The organism is Morganella morganii (assembly GCF_019243775.1).
Taxonomy (GTDB): Bacteria; Pseudomonadota; Gammaproteobacteria; order Enterobacterales; family Enterobacteriaceae; genus Morganella; species Morganella morganii.
Map to the genome: position 1 here is coordinate 1,934,594 of NZ_CP069157.1, position 17,916 is coordinate 1,952,509.

General features: G+C 52.1%; 17 protein-coding genes. 10 read left to right on the forward strand and 7 right to left on the reverse strand.

The features are described from left to right. The first annotated feature begins 166 nt into the window (after positions 1 to 166). Complete coding sequence (locus JL661_RS09335; RefSeq protein WP_062771670.1) at positions 167 to 772, forward strand: FMN-dependent NADH-azoreductase; 606 nt, start codon at positions 167 to 169, stop codon at positions 770 to 772. Positions 773 to 865: 93 nt separating this feature from the next. On the opposite strand, the gene JL661_RS09340 is transcribed toward JL661_RS09335, so the two are convergent. The 3 genes from JL661_RS09340 to JL661_RS09350 are packed head-to-tail and all read right to left on the reverse strand — an operon-like array spanning position 866 to position 4,031. Continuing rightward, complete coding sequence (locus tag JL661_RS09340; protein ID WP_004237535.1) at positions 866 to 1,204, reverse strand: YdbL family probable chaperone protein; 339 nt, start codon at positions 1,202 to 1,204, stop codon at positions 866 to 868. Positions 1,205 to 1,212: 8 nt separating this feature from the next. After that, complete coding sequence (locus JL661_RS09345; protein ID WP_004237534.1) at positions 1,213 to 1,404, reverse strand: YnbE family lipoprotein; 192 nt, start codon at positions 1,402 to 1,404, stop codon at positions 1,213 to 1,215. A gap of 17 nt (positions 1,405 to 1,421) precedes the next feature. Beyond that, a complete protein-coding gene (locus JL661_RS09350; protein WP_062771673.1) occupies positions 1,422 to 4,031 on the reverse strand; it encodes a YdbH family protein in 2,610 nt (869 codons plus the stop codon). Between the two features lie 155 nt (positions 4,032 to 4,186). On the opposite strand from JL661_RS09350, the gene JL661_RS09355 reads away from it, so the two are divergent. The 3 genes from JL661_RS09355 (at position 4,187) to JL661_RS09365 (ending at position 6,625) form a co-directional block, all read left to right on the forward strand. Further along, positions 4,187 to 5,191, forward strand: a complete 1,005-nt coding sequence (locus tag JL661_RS09355) for a 2-hydroxyacid dehydrogenase (RefSeq protein WP_004237532.1) — start codon at positions 4,187 to 4,189, stop codon at positions 5,189 to 5,191. A 564-nt stretch (positions 5,192 to 5,755) separates the two neighbouring features. Continuing rightward, entirely contained in the window at positions 5,756 to 6,076 is a 321-nt protein-coding gene (locus JL661_RS09360) for a hypothetical protein (protein ID WP_015422702.1), read from the forward strand. Positions 6,077 to 6,355: 279 nt separating this feature from the next. Then, positions 6,356 to 6,625 (forward strand): hypothetical protein, encoded by a 270-nt coding sequence (locus tag JL661_RS09365; protein ID WP_004239392.1) that lies wholly within the window; start codon positions 6,356 to 6,358, stop codon positions 6,623 to 6,625. A gap of 1 nt (position 6,626) precedes the next feature. Here the strand turns inward: JL661_RS09365 and ytfE are convergent, their stop codons facing one another. From ytfE to norV, 3 genes are read right to left on the reverse strand one after another with little or no spacing between them, the layout of a single operon-like run. Then, positions 6,627 to 7,289, reverse strand: coding sequence for an iron-sulfur cluster repair protein YtfE (gene ytfE, locus JL661_RS09370; protein WP_004237529.1), 663 nt, complete (start codon positions 7,287 to 7,289; stop codon positions 6,627 to 6,629). A 38-nt stretch (positions 7,290 to 7,327) separates the two neighbouring features. Further along, a complete protein-coding gene (gene norW, locus JL661_RS09375; protein ID WP_036422862.1) occupies positions 7,328 to 8,464 on the reverse strand; it encodes an NADH:flavorubredoxin reductase NorW in 1,137 nt (378 codons plus the stop codon). Continuing rightward, a complete protein-coding gene (gene norV, locus JL661_RS09380; protein ID WP_004237527.1) occupies positions 8,461 to 9,975 on the reverse strand; it encodes an anaerobic nitric oxide reductase flavorubredoxin in 1,515 nt (504 codons plus the stop codon). Before norV ends, norW begins: the two co-directional genes overlap by 4 nt. Before the next feature lie 179 nt (positions 9,976 to 10,154). Between norV and norR the strand changes: the two genes are divergently transcribed. Then, positions 10,155 to 11,678, forward strand: a complete 1,524-nt coding sequence (gene norR / locus JL661_RS09385) for a nitric oxide reductase transcriptional regulator NorR (protein ID WP_062771676.1) — start codon at positions 10,155 to 10,157, stop codon at positions 11,676 to 11,678. Between the two features lie 109 nt (positions 11,679 to 11,787). Continuing rightward, entirely contained in the window at positions 11,788 to 13,827 is a 2,040-nt protein-coding gene (locus JL661_RS09390) for a TonB-dependent receptor family protein (RefSeq protein WP_062771679.1), read from the forward strand. Between the two features lie 48 nt (positions 13,828 to 13,875). On the opposite strand, the gene JL661_RS09395 is transcribed toward JL661_RS09390, so the two are convergent. Beyond that, positions 13,876 to 14,592, reverse strand: coding sequence for a Crp/Fnr family transcriptional regulator (locus tag JL661_RS09395; RefSeq protein WP_046024601.1), 717 nt, complete (start codon positions 14,590 to 14,592; stop codon positions 13,876 to 13,878). A gap of 96 nt (positions 14,593 to 14,688) precedes the next feature. On the opposite strand from JL661_RS09395, the gene JL661_RS09400 reads away from it, so the two are divergent. The 4 genes from JL661_RS09400 to JL661_RS09415 are packed head-to-tail and all read left to right on the forward strand — an operon-like array spanning position 14,689 to position 17,915. Continuing rightward, positions 14,689 to 15,771, forward strand: a complete 1,083-nt coding sequence (locus tag JL661_RS09400) for an ABC transporter substrate-binding protein (RefSeq protein WP_004237523.1) — start codon at positions 14,689 to 14,691, stop codon at positions 15,769 to 15,771. After that, a complete protein-coding gene (locus tag JL661_RS09405; RefSeq protein WP_049246172.1) occupies positions 15,771 to 16,790 on the forward strand; it encodes a FecCD family ABC transporter permease in 1,020 nt (339 codons plus the stop codon). The genes JL661_RS09400 and JL661_RS09405 overlap by 1 nt, the downstream gene beginning before the upstream one ends. After that, positions 16,787 to 17,527: an ABC transporter ATP-binding protein gene (locus JL661_RS09410; protein WP_015422700.1), complete on the forward strand. Its 741-nt coding sequence runs from the start codon at positions 16,787 to 16,789 to the stop codon at positions 17,525 to 17,527. Before JL661_RS09405 ends, JL661_RS09410 begins: the two co-directional genes overlap by 4 nt. A 40-nt stretch (positions 17,528 to 17,567) precedes the next feature. Next, positions 17,568 to 17,915, forward strand: a complete 348-nt coding sequence (locus tag JL661_RS09415) for a cupin domain-containing protein (protein ID WP_004237520.1) — start codon at positions 17,568 to 17,570, stop codon at positions 17,913 to 17,915. Position 17,916 lies beyond the last annotated feature (1 nt).

Consider the following 17,916-nt stretch of genomic DNA (forward strand, 5'->3'; position numbering starts at 1 on the left):
CGTTTTCGGAGTAACGCACACCGCGTGTCTTTATTAAACTTGCCGTATCCGGCCATTGTCAGATTTTTTGATGTTATGCGCCGAATTTATCTGCTGTTCTTTATACAGCGGCTTTCATACACTGATTACGTAATAAATAAGCTGAATCACAATAACAAGGTTTACTATGCAAAAAGTTCTCGTTCTGAAATCCAGTATTCTTGCGGACTACTCACACACCAACAAAATGGCGGATTATTTTATCGGACAATGGCGGAAAAATCATGCAGATGATGCGATCACTGTCCGCGACCTGAGTGCTGACCCGGTACCGATTCTGGATAACGAAATTGTTTCCGGTATGCATGGTTCCGCAGGCGGCACCTTAACACAGCGTCAGGAGTCCGCAAATGCATTACAGACTGAACTGATTGATGAGCTTTTTGCACACAACGTTATCGTATTCACCGCACCAATGTATAACTTCACCATACCGACACAGCTGAAAACCTATCTGGATTTCATTGCAGCTGCCGGCAAGACCTTCCGCTATACCGAAAAAGGTGCCGAAGGGCTGGTGACGGGCAAACGTGCGATTGTTCTGACTGCACGCGGCGGTTTCCACCGCGATCAGACGTCTGACCTGATTGTGCCGTTTATGACACAGTTCCTGGGTTTTATCGGGATCAGCGATATTGAGTTTATTTATGCCGAAGGTGTCTCGATGGGTGAGGATTTTGCTGAAAAAGCACAGCAGAATGCCCGTCAGTGCGTTGAAGCGCTTTCCGCATAACCGGATAACAACACAAAAACAAGCAGTATCATCATTAATCATCCTTGTTCCGCGCCGGGTCATCCGGCGCTTTTTTTTGCATCCGTTAATCCGTTACTCTTTCTTCAGCCATTTACCGTTGATACCGAGCACATATTCGCCCTGCGGCGCGCGGGTCACCAGTTTCTGTCCGGCGATTTTAGCCACTTCATCCGCTTTCATCCGGTTGGTTTGTGCCAGTTCGCTGTATTTTTGCGTCCGGGCTGTATTAATCTCTTTCACCAGACCGCTGACATCCTGCCGTGACGATGCTTTATCCACGGCCGCGATATAACCGCTGAAGGTTTCGCCCACCAGTCCCTGCTGTTTGGCCTCATCCAGGGTCAGTGCAAACGCAGAGCTGCTGATCAGTAATGTCAGCGCGGCCAGCCCGCTGTTAATGAATTTACGCATTATTCACCTCAAAATATCGCTGAGTTATTTTTCAGCAAATCTTCAACCTGGCGGTCAATTTTGACATTAATTTCATGTTCAATTTTGACATTCATATTGATATCAATGGGTTTATCCGGTGTGGCCACTTCCACCCGCAGACAACCGTTAAGCGCGATAATCATCAGCGGTAATACCGCACCTGCTATCCATTTTTTCATTCTGACTCCGTCGGATGTTACTCCTGATTCTGTGAAATACTCTTTTCCAGCCAGGCTTCCAGATTGCTGCCGAAACGCAGACTGCGCCATAACTGAAACACATTTTCCTCATGCCGGTAATTCAGATTTACCGCCCGCCGTGCATCCAGTACCGGATTATAGCCGGAAACCACTGATGACATCGTCAGGACACCCAGGTTGGTCAGATTAACATCCGTCCGCACCCGTTTCATCACCAGATAATCCAGCCAGTTAATCGCCGTACCCGCTGAAATATTGTTTTCACTGACCGATTCAACAAACTGATTATCCAGATTGAGGGTCAGCGGTTCGTCGTTTTCCACCCAACCGTTATGCACAATCCACTGCGGATTATCAATATAAAACGGTAATTCCCCGCTGATACTGCCTTCAAGGGCAAACTGTGTCACTTTCAGCGTATTGATCAGCGGGCCGGTATTCAGTTTATCCAGTTTTATCACCGCTGCGGTTTTCTGCGGAATGGTCAGTGACGGCATGGTGACCTGTCCGCCCAGAATATCCAGACTGACGCCGGACAGTTCCAGCGGATAGGCATCACCGTACGGGTAATAACCCTGCAAATCGGCTTTAATATCCGTCACTTCAAACAGATTCTCAACACGCGCAATCCGCAGCATCACAGGCGTTTTACTGCCGAGCTGCCAGCGGCTGTCCGCGAGCCGCCACGGCAGCACAAAATCCACGCCGCTCACTTCGCCGTCTTTCAGCCACATGCCCGCCTGTTTGACCACCCAGTGCCCGCCGGCGACAAATCCCTGACCCGGTGCAGCAGAATACGCCGCCTGGGCATAGAAAACACCGTTACGCAGTGTGATCCCCAGATCGGCCGGGATCAGCGTCTGAAATGCCCGCATATCCTGCTCCGGCCAACGAGCCTCACCACGCAGACGGACACCGTCCCAGCGGCTCCAGTAATGTATCGGCCCGATATTTTTTCCGGCTGACAGTGTGCCTTTAACAGAAAAATCGCGGGGGTCACGGCCATCCAGCGTCATATCAAAGGTCGCGGACGGCAGATAGCTGTTATCCAGCCGGATTTTCCGGGTGGTCAGCTGCACTTTACCGGACAATTTCTCCTGCCCGTCAACCCGCGTCCAGATCAGCGGGGATAACAGTGTCAGCGCCGGGGCATCCATCGACATCATACCGTAGCGGATACCGTTGAATCCGGTGTTCAGTTTCCGGATACGGATTTCCTCATCCAGCCAGGAACCGGCGCCGGAGAATGTCCAGTCCGCATTCAGCGGTTTCATCCGGCCATTTCCCCAGATTTGCCAGTACCAGCGGCCATTATCCGGCAGGAATTCCCGCGCCTGGCCTTTCATCTGAAAACGGTAACGCCCCAGCTCCGGATTATTCACCGTCACAATAGCATCCAGCGGCCCGGAAATTCCCTGCTGTGACAGCGAGGTTCCCGCCAGCGGCAGACGCAGTTCTTCCACCAGAAAATCCGGACTGAGCTGCCCGCGAGCCCGCACCAGTGCCCCGGAGCGTAACCGGATCACCGGATCGGCAAACGTGCCGGTCAGTACCGCCGGTACCCGTCCGGCTGCCCACATATCATTGTGATTAACCTGCCCGGCCAGCTCAAAAGGAATATCAAACTCAGTCAGCGGAAGCGGTGTTTCCGGTAACTGCAATACCACCGTGCCTTTACCGCGCACACCCTGCGTGGTCACGGAGATCCGCGCCCCCAAAAGCATATCCGCCGGTGAGGAGAGCCAGTTTTTCAGTTCTGCGCTGATAGTTCCCCGCAGGGGCTGTTCCCACTCATCCCAGCGCCATTCCCCGTTTTTAATCAGAATACTTTCCGCCGTGGCTTCCCAGGGAATATTCAGCAGCACGGTCTGCGGATCAGTTTCACTCAGCGTCAGAACACCCTGCCGCCCCTGCCAGTCAAAGGCAGCCATCAGCGGCTGTGGCCGGTATGTGGTTGTGATTTCAGCCTGTAATCTGCCTTTATCCGGCAGCTCCGCTGTATTCAGCGGCAGTGTCAGTGCGCCGCTGAGCGCAAATTTTTCATCACCAACAGTGGCATCCAGTTGTGACAGAGTCAGGTTCAGCGCCGGATCAACCGCCAGTTCCGCCTGAATGTTCTCACCCTGATAACTCAATTGCTGTCCCCGGCCGGGTGCGGTTGTCAGGCTCAGTTTTCCCCGGTACATCTGCCAGGGCGCGGGGATAACGTTATCAGCGGTCAGCGTCACCGGCGGCAACTGCGATAACAGCGCACCGATATCAACCGGTGTAGTGTCTGTTTCTTCAGGGCCGGAAGGTAATTTCTGAAAGCAACCCGCATCACCGGTCAGTGAACCGGCATCAATAATCCAGCGGCCGCCGCGCTGATAGTGAAGTGACAGCTTTTCCCCGCCCGCCAGCTGACATTCATTACTGCGGAGAGCCGCTTCTTCTATATAGAGGCCACCCGCACGAATTTTTGGCTGAGAAAGTGACAGTGTAACGCCATCCGGCAGAGAGGATTTCACCACGGCAGGCAGCCAGCGCGGAATTGTCAGCCAGGCCGCCGGGAGGATAATCATCAGCAGAGCAAGCAGTACGACCAGCACTTTCAGTAATTTTTTCATAGACCTCAGAGGTGCAGTTCCCCGGTTACAGATACATCAACTAAGCGTTATACTGTAGTCAGCAGATTTCAATCATTTCTGAACACAGGACCGCCCTATTTTGTCAGGGCTATCCGGTTTAGTGTAGCGATTTATTTTTTAGCGGAGGAACCCCGATGAAAATCGTCAGTTACAGTACCAAACATTACGACAGCAAACATATGGATTTGATTAATCAGGATCCTCGCTTTCAGTATGATATCGAATATTTTGATTTCCCGCTGACACAACAAACCGCAAAAAACGCCGTGGGTGCCGATGCTGTCTGTATTTTTGTTAATGATGATGCGAACCGGGAAGTATTGCAGGAACTGGCGGATCTCAATATCAGAATCCTCGCACTGCGCTGTGCGGGTTTTAATAACGTGGATTTAGCCGCCGCTGAAGAGCTGGGTATTCAGGTTGTCCGTGTTCCGGCCTATTCCCCGGAAGCTGTGGCTGAACATGCCGTCGGTATGATGCTGAGCCTGAACCGCCGTATTCACCGTGCTTACCAGCGCACCCGCGATGCTAACTTTTCTCTCGAGGGTCTGACCGGCTTTAATATGCATAACCGCACAGCCGGGATTGTCGGAACAGGCAAAATCGGCCTGGCCGTACTGCGGATATTAAAGGGATTCGGGATGCGCCTGCTGGTGTCTGATCCTTATCCTAACCAGACAGCACTGGATCTGGGTGCAGAATATGTCGATCTGAACACGCTGTTTGCGCAATCTGATGTGATTTCACTTCACTGCCCGCTGACGCCGGAAAATCATCATCTGCTGAATGAAACCGCATTTGCCAAAATGAAAGACGGCGTGATGATTATCAATACCAGCCGCGGTGCATTAATTGATTCCGCTGCCGCCATTAATGCCCTCAAACAGCAGAAAATTGGCGCGCTGGGTATGGATGTGTATGAAAATGAACGTGATTTATTCTTTGAAGATAAATCGAATGATGTGATTCAGGATGATGTGTTCCGCCGTCTCTCTTCCTGCCATAACGTCCTGTTTACCGGCCATCAGGCGTTTCTGACAGAAGAAGCTCTGTTGAGTATCAGCGAAACCACGCTGGAAAACATCACTAAGCTCTATAATGGCGAAACATCTTGTAACATTGTGTTACAGAATTGGTAGCTATTACACGGAACATTACAATTTAATCCCGGGGATTTTATTTTGTTTCCCGGGATTCTGGTCATAAAAAAACCAATAAACATAAACTTAGGTGATGTCATTCAGTTTATTCTTAATTTTGCCCATCCCGATTTTTGATGCTAATATTCGCTCCGTTTTTTGATGAGTTTTCCTCAATAATCACAGCAACTGACATTCCCGTTTATATTGATCAAATTTAAACAGGAATGTATTTCGGATAAAAAAAGCCCCGTAACGGGGCGGACAGGATATAGATACTGAGTAAAGTGTTTTTGTTTTAATGTCCGCATTATAAACTACACTTAATAAACAAATCCTAAATAAAAAGAACAGAAATAACAGCCCTTGTTTTTGTTGCGACAGGCTATTTGTTATGGGTCTGTTTAATAATACTGATGTAACATTCAAACTATAAAGTAAGACGTAGCGATCATATATTATCATTAACCGTTAACTATCATTTGTGATGTTATTAACTGATACTTTTCTCATAATATTAAAACGGGACACTTTCAGTTAATATCGAATACAGAGAGTAAAAATATGTCTATGTTAAACCGTTTAGTTTTAGTTGCAGGTATTGCATTATCTTTTGTTACACACAGCGCATCATTGCAGGGTCAGCAAGGCGGCGTCATCAATTTCTACGGGTCACTGACAGAAGCCCCCTGCACCTATCAGGTATCCGGCAATAACGTCAATGCCGAATGTTACCGTTCCGGTGAAACCGCCAAATATAACAGCAGTATTCAGGCGGATAATAAACCTAACGGTACATTAATACCGGATAACATTGGTGAAGTAAATATCACTCCGGTTTTATCTGATTCAGAAAAACATATTGTCACCATAAGCTATCGCTGATTAGGCAAAGATATACTACACAGCAAATATAGAAGTCAAATAACGGATTTATTAAAAATAACATTTATCCCGTATTATAAAAAATAATAAACAATATGCCTCATTTAAATCAAACACCCACGGGTGTTTGATTTTCTTATTTGTGATAAAGAAGAATCTTATTCCCGCCCTCATCGTGACCACTCTCAGATTCAGCCGGTAGTACTCTTATCTGTCATATGATAACGTCGTATGTAAATTAAGTAATATTAATGATACCGGTAAAGGGACACCGCACGAATGAATCATTCTCTGACAATGTTACTGCAGCGTTTGCAAACCACCGTACCTGCATCACAGGTTACTTTTACCCGTGATGAACTGAATATACTTATCCGGGTACTCTCTGCATACACTGCAGCACCGGCAGCCTCACTGATTATCACCACCCGCGACTCCGGAGCGGTCAGCCATGCTATTAACTACGGCTGGAGTGAGGAAGAAAAACAGCTGACGGAACAGCAAGGCGGGCAATATATCCCGCTGTTCCGTCATGATATCAGCAGCTGAACTATTCCCCGGCCAGAGCGCGCGGAAACAGTAAGTTATTCTCCAGGCTGATGTGTTCCATTAAATCATCAATGAAGGTATTGATACCGTTATACAGTACCCGCCAGGTTGTGCAGGCTTCTTCCGGTGCTGTGACATTATTGGTGATAAATTTAATCACCTCCACAATATCCCCCGCATCATCATGCTCTGCTTCCATAACCTGTACCGGCCCTGCCGCCTGCGGTCCCATGCCGTTGCAGATCATCGGAAACAGCACTTGTTCCTCTTTCATCATATGCGAGGTCAGCTCTTCATGCAGTGCCGTCAGTTGCCGGGTCAGCCCTTTCGGGACACTGGCTTTGGCGGCATGCACCCGCTCCACTTTTTCCGCCTGTAAAATCAGTTCCGGTAATTGTGCGCGGTGGCGATCGTGATAACGGGTAATAATAAAGGCGATAATGTCGCTCAGCGGGGCTTTCCGCCAGTCCTGCGCCGGTGCCTCATCTTTCAGGGCGAGTAATGCCTGTTCAATTTCATCGATATTCAGGGATTTTTTCTCTGCCGCTTTTGCCAGTGTCCGTTTTCCGCCGCAGCAGAAATCCAGATCATAACGGCGGAAAAGTGCCGATGCACCATTCACAGACAGCGCCAGTTCGCCCAGGGTTTTTTCACGTAATGTCATTTTTATTACCTCAAAATTCAGTCATAAACCATGATAAATCAGTGCTGCGGCAGCTGACGCAGCAGCGTAAAAGCATCACTGAGTTTGTCTTCCGTTACCGCAAAAGCGTGCAGATTTCCGGCGCTGTCATGGCCTTTGGCCGTCATACCGTTGCGGCTGATATCAATACTCCACCGCAGATCAGGATGATGAAAATCCCCGGCGAGCTGTACCGGCAGATCCGGTGTTTTCACCCTGATAAGCATTGGCGGCAGTGTCAGTTTTCCCTCTCCGCCGGTCAGATTTTTTGCCAGACAGACCGCGCTGAGCATAATCGGCTGCAGATACTGCATCACTTTACCGTCAATTTCCGCGCAATCGCCGAGGGCATAAATATCCGGATCGGATGTCTGTAATGAACTGTTTGTCACAATACCGCGCCGGACAGTCAGACCGGCCAGCTCAGCCAGCGAGGTATCCGGTTTCAGTCCGGTGGCGGCAATCACCACATCCGCGCGGGTCACACAATCATGATCAAACAACGCCTCTATATCATTTTCTGTTTTCTTCAGTGACTGTAACTGTGTACCGGTCAGCACCCGCACACCGGATGCGGACAGGTTATGCCGCAGACGGCTGCTGAGTTCAGCGGGCATCAGTGAGGACAAAATACTGGCCGCCATATCCGCCAGGGTAACGGTTTTCCCGGCCCGGCAGAAATCCATTGCCAATTCTGTGCCGATCAGGCCGCTGCCAAGGATCAGTACCCGCTGTGCATTACGCAGCCGTGTTTCGTGCCGCTGAAAATCCTCGCGGCTGTTAAGTGTCAGCATCAGTTCATTGCCGGGCACCGGCGGACGGCCCGGTGTTGCCCCGGTCGCCAGCACCAGTTTGTCATAGTGCCATTGCTGCTGCTCACCGCTGATAAGATGCTGTTGTGCATCAATGCCGCTGATCCGGGTATGCGGGAACAGCGCCACATTATATTGCTGTGCAAATTCCTGTGCTGACTGCCGGATAAGATCATCAGCACGCTGATTCAGACTTATCACATGGCTTAAATCCGGTTTGTTATATTCATCGATACTGTCTGCCGCAATCACCGTCAGCAGCACCTGTGTATCGGTTTTACGGATATTTTTCACCAGCTGGCGGGCAGCAAAGCCCCCGCCGATAATCACAATACCTGCACTCATGCGGCCTCCGTCGCCAGGACATCAAATACATCTTTACCGAGAGAGCATTCCGGGCACAGGAAATTATCCGGTACACAGGACCACGGTGTTCCCGGCTCCACGCCCTGCACCGGCTCGCCTTTCTCAGGATCATAAACCCACTGGCACACACCGCACTGCATGCACGGCCCCAAGTCCTGAGATGATACATTGGTGACACTGTCACATGATTTTGCTTTTCCGGTATCATTAACAGCGGCTGCCGGGGCGGCCACCGGTTGCGGCGTGATCGCTTTTGGTGCCGCAGCTGCCGGTCTGCTGACCGCCGGTAATACCCCGGTCGCCCACTGCCGCGCCAGGTCACGTCCGTATTGGCGGCACTCTTCAAGGGTATTCAGATCAGGACGCCATTTTGCTTTCAGTGACATCGTGGTTTCAAAACCGGCATCCATCAGCCGGGTCTGCACACGGTCAACCGCTCCGCCGTTCCAGCCGTAGCTGCCGAAAGCCGCTGCTTTTTTATTGCGGAACCGCAGACCGGTTAATTCCTCCAGCATGCCGGCAATTTTCGGCATCATGACATTATTCATAGTGGATGAGCCCACCAGCGCTCCTTTTGAACGGAACACACTGGTGATGATGTCATTCTTATCGCTGCGGGCGACGTTAAAGATTTTCACCGCCACATCCGGGTCCGCTTCATTGATCCCCTGTGCGATTGCATCGGCCATCATGCGGGTGTTGTTCGACATGGTGTCATAGAAAATCGTGATACGATCTTCCTGATAATCCGCCGCCCATTTCAGATACCACTCCACGATTTGAGTCGGATTATCGCGCCAGACCACGCCGTGTGAGGTCGCGATCATATCCACCGGCAGCCCGAAACCGAGGATTTCAGTAATTTTCGGGGTCACCAGACGGCTGAACGGCGTCAGGATGTTGGCATAGTAACGCTGGCACTGCTCAAACAGCTCAGTCTGATCCACCTCATCGTTAAACAGGCGCTCGTCGCAATAGTGCTGACCAAAGGCATCATTACTGAACAGAATGGCATCTCCGGTCAGATAGGTCATCATACTGTCCGGCCAGTGCAGCATCGGGGTTTCGACAAAAATCAGCTGTTTGCCGTTACCGATATCCAGGGTATCCCCGGTTTTCACCACATTAAAATGCCATTCCGGGTGATGATGATGTCCGTTAATAGAATCAATGGCATTTTCAGTACAGTAGATTGGCGTGTCCGGGATCGCCGCCATCAGTTCGGTTAATGCCCCGGCGTGATCTTCTTCCGCATGGTTAATCACAATGTAATCAATATCGTTCAGGTCGATTTGTGTCTGCAGATGCTGCACAAACTCGCGGCTGAATTTGTGATCAACTGTATCAATCAGGACATTTTTCTCTTCGCGGATCAGATAGCTGTTATAGCTGCTGCCGAGCAGGGTTTTGTATTCTGTTCCGTGGAAATCGCGGACTTCCCAGTCACGCTGTCCGACCCAATGCACATTATTTTTTACATGAATAGCCATTTGATAGTTACCTTCTGTTTTTATGCTTCGTTACAGAGAGATAATCAATTTGCGTGCCAACTTTTACTTTGTTGTTTTATAAAGATTTTAAATTTCAGGACAAAAAATAAGTGTCAAAATGACTATGCAATTAACTGTCATTATGACATTGTACTGTCATAATGACAGCGGAGGAACGCATGGGATTTTCAGTTGATGTACTTACCGGCATTGCTATTGCCTTACAGCGGGATATCGGTCATCAGGATCGCTTTCAGCGTCTGGTCTCCACGCTGCGCCGGGTACTTAATTGTGATGCAGCCGCGCTGCTGCGTTATGAATCACATCAGTTTATTCCGCTGGCGATTGACGGGCTGTCGCCGGATGTTCTCGGCCGCCGCTTCCGGCTGGATGCGCATCCCAGACTGGAAGCCATCGCCCGTGCCGGGGATGTCGTCCGTTTTCCCGCAGACAGTCAGTTGCCTGACCCTTATGATGGTCTGATCCCGGATCATGTCCATCTGAAAGTGCACGCCTGCGCCGGTCTGCCGCTGTTTGCCGGGCAAAACCTTATCGGTGCGCTGACACTCGACAGCCTTGCACCGGACCAGTTTGATACATTCAGTGATGAAGAATTACGCCTGATTGCCGCTCTGGCCGCCGGAGCACTTAATAACGCCCTGCTTATCGGTCAGCTCGAGAACCAGCAACTGGCATTCAGCGCCTCCGCCGGGCTGGCGGCAGGGCAATCCGGCGGACAAACCGATATTATCGGCCTTTCACCCTGCATGATGCAGTTAAAGAAAGAGATAGCCATTGTGGCCGGTGCTGATATGAATGTGCTGGTCAGCGGCGAAACCGGTACCGGTAAAGAGCTGGTGGTGCAGTCCATTCACGAATTATCCGCCCGCCGTGATCACCCGCTGGTGTATCTTAACTGTGCGGCACTGCCGGAAACCGTTGCGGAAAGTGAACTATTCGGGCATGTCAAAGGCGCATTTACCGGTGCTATCAGTAACCGCAGCGGGAAATTTGAAATGGCGGATAACGGTACCCTGTTTCTGGATGAGATTGGTGAGCTGTCACCGGCGTTACAGGCCAAGCTGCTGCGGGTCTTACAGTATGGTGATATCCAGCGGATCGGTGATGACAGGCCGCTGCGGGTGAATGTCCGCGTGCTGGCTGCCACCAACCGGGATCTGCGGGCAGAAGTTGCCGCAGGCCGTTTCCGGGCTGACCTGTTCCACCGGCTCAGCATTTTCCCGTTACAGGTGCCGCCGCTGCGGGAACGCCATGAAGACATCCTGCTGCTGACCGGCTATTTCTGCGAACGCTACCGTCAGACGTTTGGTTTGCCGCAGGTGGTAATAAGCCCCGCGTTACGCCTGGCGCTGCTGCACTATCACTGGCCGGGTAATGTGCGGGAGCTTGAACATGCCGTGCACCGCGCCATTGTGCTGGCGCGTGCCACCGGTAACAGTGAAGAGCTGCTGTTACAGCCTCATCACTTCTCGCCGGAAGAAATCCCTGAACCGGTTGTCAGCCCGGAAACACATCCTGCAGAGGCCGATCAGGATCTGCGCACGGCCACCGATGCCTTTCAGACGGAACTTATCCGCACGGCACTTACCCGCAGTGACGGCAGCTGGGCAGCGGCGGCCCGCCGTCTCGGGATTGATGCCGGAAATCTGCACCGTCTGGCAAAACGTCTGGGGCTGAAATAATCCCCGGACGGGACTTTTTGACAAATGTCATAGGGTAAGCCGCATTTTCTGCACTATGTTATGACCTCAAATGAAAATGATAACCATTACATTTATGAGGTCAGGGATAATGCAGAACAAAATCACCCGCCGCAGGCTGACACACTGCCTCGCGCTCTCACTTACTGCCGGTGTCTCCGCTGCGGCAGCGGAACCCGCACCGGACACCCTTATTGTCACCGCTGCAAAACAAAGCCGTCTCGCACCGGATGCCGCACAGGAAAAAGAAAAACTGGAGAATGTCGCGGGCGGCACCAACCTGATTATGGTTGAAAAGGATACCCGGCTGGCGACGCTGCATGATGCACTGGATTATCAGCCCGGCGTGCTGGTGCAGAATTTCTTCGGCGGTATTGATCAGCCCCGGCTGAATATCCGCGGCTCCGGTGTGCAGAGTGCCCCGCTGGCACGCGGCATTCTGCTGATGCAGGACGGGCTGCCGGTCACCGATGCGGACGGCAGTTTTCATATCAGCACCCTGGAAATGAGGGATGCGCGGATGATCAGTGTCCGGCGCGGCGCCAACAGCCTGAACCCGCAGAGTAACAGTCTGGGCGGTGAGCTGGATCTGATTTCCTATACCGGCCGCGATGAAGGCGGACGCCTGCGCTATGAATACGGTTCTTACGGCCGCGAAGGTTTACAGACGGCATTCGGCGGCGTATCGGATGACGGCCGTTTCGACGGACGCATCAATTTCACTTATGACCATTTCGACGGCTACCGTAAACACTCCTCATCACAGCGCAAAACCGTGCGCGGTAACTTTGGCTATACCGGTGATAATTTTGAGAACCGCACCTCCCTCAACTGGACCGATCTGCGCTTTGATGTCGCCGGGCCGGTCTCTGAAGCCGTGCTCGACAGTGATCCGACAGAGGTTTACCCGATGGTCTGGCTGCGGGATCCGCACCGCAATGTGGAGCAGTTCCGTGCCGCCAACCGTTCGGACTGGCAGATCGATAATCAGCGCATCAGTGCCGGTGTCTGGTATATCCGTACCCACGATAATTTCACCACCCCTGCCTATTACCGTTTCAGTCAGAGCCACAGTGAAGGTATGCAGCTGGGCTGGCAGATGGAAACCGAGCCGGTCTCCTGGCGGGCAGCACTGGCGGCTGATCATATGAGCCTGGAAACCGATCTGATGCAGAACCGGCGCGGCACAAAGATGGACAAAACACCGATCGGCAAGTTTGACGGCAAAGCAGACAATATTTATGCCTCCGCCGGTGCCGGTATTCATCTGACACCGGGTCTGACCCTGAATCTGGATCTCAAAGCCACTCATGCGCGGCGTGATACGGAAAAGCGCAACAGTTCCGTTTCACTGGATCAGAACTGGACCTTCTGGACCCCTAAAGCCGGGGTGATCTGGCGTCCGGCTGATAATCAGCGCTGGTTTGCCAACGTCAGCGCCAGTCAGGAGCCCGCGACCTTCCATGAAATCATTAATTCCTCTGACGGCCGCCTGACAAAACTGGATCCGCAGAAAGGCGTGACGTTTGAAATCGGCGGTGACGGTGATATTACCGAACAGCTGAAATGGAATGTGGCGCTCTACCGCAGCTTTATCAAAGATGAATACATCACAACTTATGATTCAGAGGGAAATATCACCGGCGTCTTTAATTATGCCGCCAAAACCCGTCATCAGGGGCTGGAAGCAGGAATTAACGGCGTGATCCCGGCGGGTCCCGGAGATGTGGAATATAAGCTGGCCTGGACGTGGAATGATTTCCGTTTTATGGGCGGTGAATATAACGGCAATTATATCGCCGGAATCCCGCGTAATATTGTCTCGGCGGAAGTGCTGTACCGGATCGGCGACTGGCGTTTCGGCCCGAATATTCACTGGGCACCGACCGACATGGCCGTCGATCACGAAAACCATCTCAATATTCAGAAGCGCAAACACTATGCGGTGCTCGGGCTGAGAGGCACTTATCAGCCTGCGGATAACTGGTCGCTCTATATGTCAATGGATAACCTGACCAACGAACACTATGCGACCACCTCTGTAGCGAACCGCTCAGTCACCGGCAAAGACAGCACTCTGTTCCCGGGGATGGGATTCAGTGTCAACGGCGGTATCACCTATAATTTCTGATCTTACTGATATAAGAAATCCCCGCCCGGCGGGGATTTTTTTATTTATTCAGAACGGGCGCTGCGCCGGGATAGCCAGTTCCGCCAGATAGGATTCATTGGTGATCCGCACCGCGTCTTTATCAATTCCGATAAACGCTTTCTGCCGCCAGCCGGAAAACAGGCGGCTGAGAGTTTCATAACGAACACCCAGTTTTGCGGCTAACTGCCCGCGCGATAACGGCAGCACCACACAATCCGATTGCTGGCACCGTTTCAGATCCAGCAGATAAGCTGCCAGCCGCTGCTCTGCGGAGCTGGAGGTCAGCCAGTCGATATGGTTAATATTCTCATACAGCTTCAGGCTGAACCGCGCCAGTAACTGCGCCATAATTGCCGGACAGGCATGACACAGCCGTAAAATCGCCTGTTTATCCAGCATCAGCGCACTGCTGTCTGTTCTCGCCCGCAGGCTCATCGGGAAGCGATTGTGCGGCATAAAGACAGCAGCAATCGCCACCAGCTCACCGGCGGTAAACATACCGAATACTTTTTCCTCACCCGACCAGGTGTGACGGAAAACATCAATCTGCCCGCTGATCATCAGCGGACAGGCTTTTACGGTCTCTCCTTCACGACTGATCAATTCCCCCGCCGCAAACTGACGATGTGTGCTGTCTGCCAGTACCAGCGTCAGATCATCATCCTCTGCCGCCTGAAATAACGGGCACGACCGGAGGATCGCCATTTGCTGTGCGGGGGCAAGGGTCTTTTTGACAAATGTCATAGGGTTTTCCTCTCAGTGCGGCCAGAATAAATGCAATTATAAATGATAACCAATCGCATTATCAATTTAATCATAAAATAAAAGGCGAATAACCTTATGATTAGTAATAGATTTACATTATTGCCGGTACTGTTTTTTACCTGCACAACAGCAGCTTATGCCGCAAAAGGTGCCGTGCATTTTACCGATATGTCACAGCAGAATATTGAACTCGCCGCTCCGGCACAGCGGATTGTGGTGATCCCGATTCCTGCCGCCTCCATGCTGGTCAGTGTTGATGAGAGCAGCAAACGGCTCGCCGGGATGCATCCCTTTGCCGGTGTCGCTGCCCGCGACGGCATGCTCAGTGTGATGTTTCCGGATGTGCTCTCTGTACGCAGTGATGTGGTGGGGAATGATTTCGCACCGAATATTGAAGCCCTGCTCTCGGTTAACCCGGATCTGGTCTGGCAATGGGGACACCGGGGCGATGACATTATCACGCCGATGCGCAATGCCGGTCTGACCGTTGCCACACTGGATTACGGCAAAGAAGCCTATACACAGGAGTGGCTGACCCTGATGGGGAAAACCCTCGGCAAAGAAACCAAAACGGACGGGCTGATTGCCTGGCGCAAACAGGTGATCAATCAACTGGAAAACAGTGTTGCTGCGATTCCGGAAGACAAACAACCGCGTGTGCTCTATCTCTCTCATTTTAAACAGAGTATCCAGACTTTCGGATCCACGTCTCATAACAATGCGGATTTTGCACTCGCCGGGGGTGTCAGCCTCAACCGTGACCTGACCGGGCCGCGCACCCTGAATATCGAGCAGATTCTGGTGTGGGATCCGGACATTATCCTGCTGGGCAATTTTGAGGCCGGACTGGCACCCGCTGATATTTATAACAATCCGATGCTCAGTGATGTGACCGCGGTAAAGAATAAACGGGTCTATAAACTGCCGATCGGCGGCTTTATCTGGGATGCGCCAAATCAGGAAACGCCGCTTTACTGGCAGTGGCTGGCTCAGATTTTTCATCCGGAAAGTGCGGCATTTCCGCTGCGGGAAGAGATCCGCAAACGCTATCTGCAACTGTACGGCTATTCTCTAACCGATGAAGAAACAGACCGTATTTTACAACTCGATCTGAACCGGGAAGGCCGTGATTATCTGACACTGATGGGGCGGCCGTGATGCGAAAATCCCGTCTGCAATGGTGCCTGTTATCCGCCCTGCTATTACTGACCATCGTGCTCGCGCTGTGTGCTGGGCGCTATGCGGTCTCTGTGACAACGGTTCTGCAAATTCTGGCGGATACCCTGACCGGACGCAGCCCGTCTGCAGAATACAGCCGCACCGCTGAAAATGTGGTGTTATATGTCCGTCTGCCGCGCATTCTGATCGCCGGGCTGGCCGGTGCCGGGCTGGCGGTTGCCGGTGCCGCATTACAGGGCATCTTCCGCAACCCGCTGGTAGGGCCGCAGATTATCGGTGTTTCATCCGGCGCAGCGCTGGGCGGCGCACTGGCCCTGCTGCTTTTCTCCTCTTTATTTATCACTATCAGTTTTGCCTTTCTCGGCGGTCTGCTGGCCATTGTGCTGGTCTTTTTACTGGGGCTTAACCGGCACGGCAGCAGTCTTCTGATGCTGATCCTTGCGGGAGTGATTATTAACGCTTTTTTTGCCGCCCTGATTTCGCTGATCACCTATTTTGCGGATCCGAATAATACCCTGCAAACCATCGTGTTCTGGCTGATGGGCAGTTTTGCCACTGCAACCTACCTGAAAGTGAGCGTGTTACTGCCGGTTGTCATCATCGCAGGCGGGATTATTTTTGCCCTCCGCTTCCGCATCAATGTGCTGTCCCTCGGCGAGGAAAACGCACAGGCGCTGGGGCTGCCCGTCACCGTAACCCGCTGGACTATCCTGGTCTGCGTCACGCTGATCACCAGCGCCACCGTGGCCGTTTCCGGCACCATCGGCTGGGTCGGGCTGATTATTCCGCATATCGCGCGACTGATCAGCGGACATGACCACCGCGTCCTGCTCCCCGCCAGTGCCCTGACCGGTGCGATTTATCTGATCGCCGTAGATACCCTGGCGCGCAGTATGACCAGCGCGGAGATCCCGCTGAGTGTCATCACCGCACTGATCGGGGCACCGATTTTCGCCCTGCTCATTCACTCCATGAATAAAAAGGTGGCAGACCTGTGATCCGTGTTAATCAGCTCAGTTACCACACCGGCAAACGTCCGTTATTTGACGGACTGACATTCCGCCAGCCGCCGGGTACTATCGCCGCCATTCTCGGCCCGAACGGCCGCGGAAAAACCACCTTGCTGCGTCTGCTGCTCAGCCTGCAAAAAGGGGCAACCGGTACTGTGCAGCTCAGTGCACCGGCAGCCTATGTGCCGCAACTCAGCGGCGCGCTGTTTAATTACTCTGTCCGCACCATGGTCAGCCTCGGCAGGGTTCGCCACCTGCCCTGGTATGCGTCCCCGTCCCGCCGTGATCACGACATAACTGAACAGGCAATGGCTGACCTCGGATTAACCCCCTTTGCGGACACCCCATTTAACCTGCTCAGCGGCGGTGAAAAACAGATGGTGATGATTGCCCGCGCACTGGCCGGTGAACCGGACATTCTGATCCTGGATGAACCCACTTCCGCGCTGGATCTGGCAAATCAGGATACGGTTCTTTCCGTTCTGAAAATGCTGGCTGCAGAGCGCGGCAAAACCATCCTGTTTACCAGTCATTATCCGCAGCATGCCCTGCATATTGCGGATCACTCATTGTTACTGTTTGACGGTACACAGGCGCAGTTTGGTCAGACACCCGCACTGCTGACTGAAGAAAATCTGGGAAAGCTATATCAGCTTCCGGTTTCTGTCGTGCCGGTTAATCATCCGCACCGGCAGACCTGCGGAGTGATCCCTCTGTTCCGCTGACTCTATGTTTATTACCTGATTAACTACAAGGATACTTATTATGAGCAATAACACGATTACCCCGGCAGAAGCATTAGTGATTGCTGACCTGGTGAACTACACCGAACAGGGTATTTCCAGCCGCGTTCTCGCCAAAAACGGCGGCGGCAATATCACCCTGTTTGCTTTTGATAAAGGTCAGGCACTCTCTGAACACAGTGCCCCGTTTGATGCCATTGTAATGATTGCCGAAGGCTCTCTGATCCTGACCATCGCCGGAAAACCGGTGACGGCAAAACCCGGGGATATTGTCCGTATGCCGGCCAATATTCCCCATGCTGTGGACGCGCCGGAGCGGGCAAAAATGCTGCTGGTGATGTTACGTGAACCGGAAAACAAACAGGACTGAA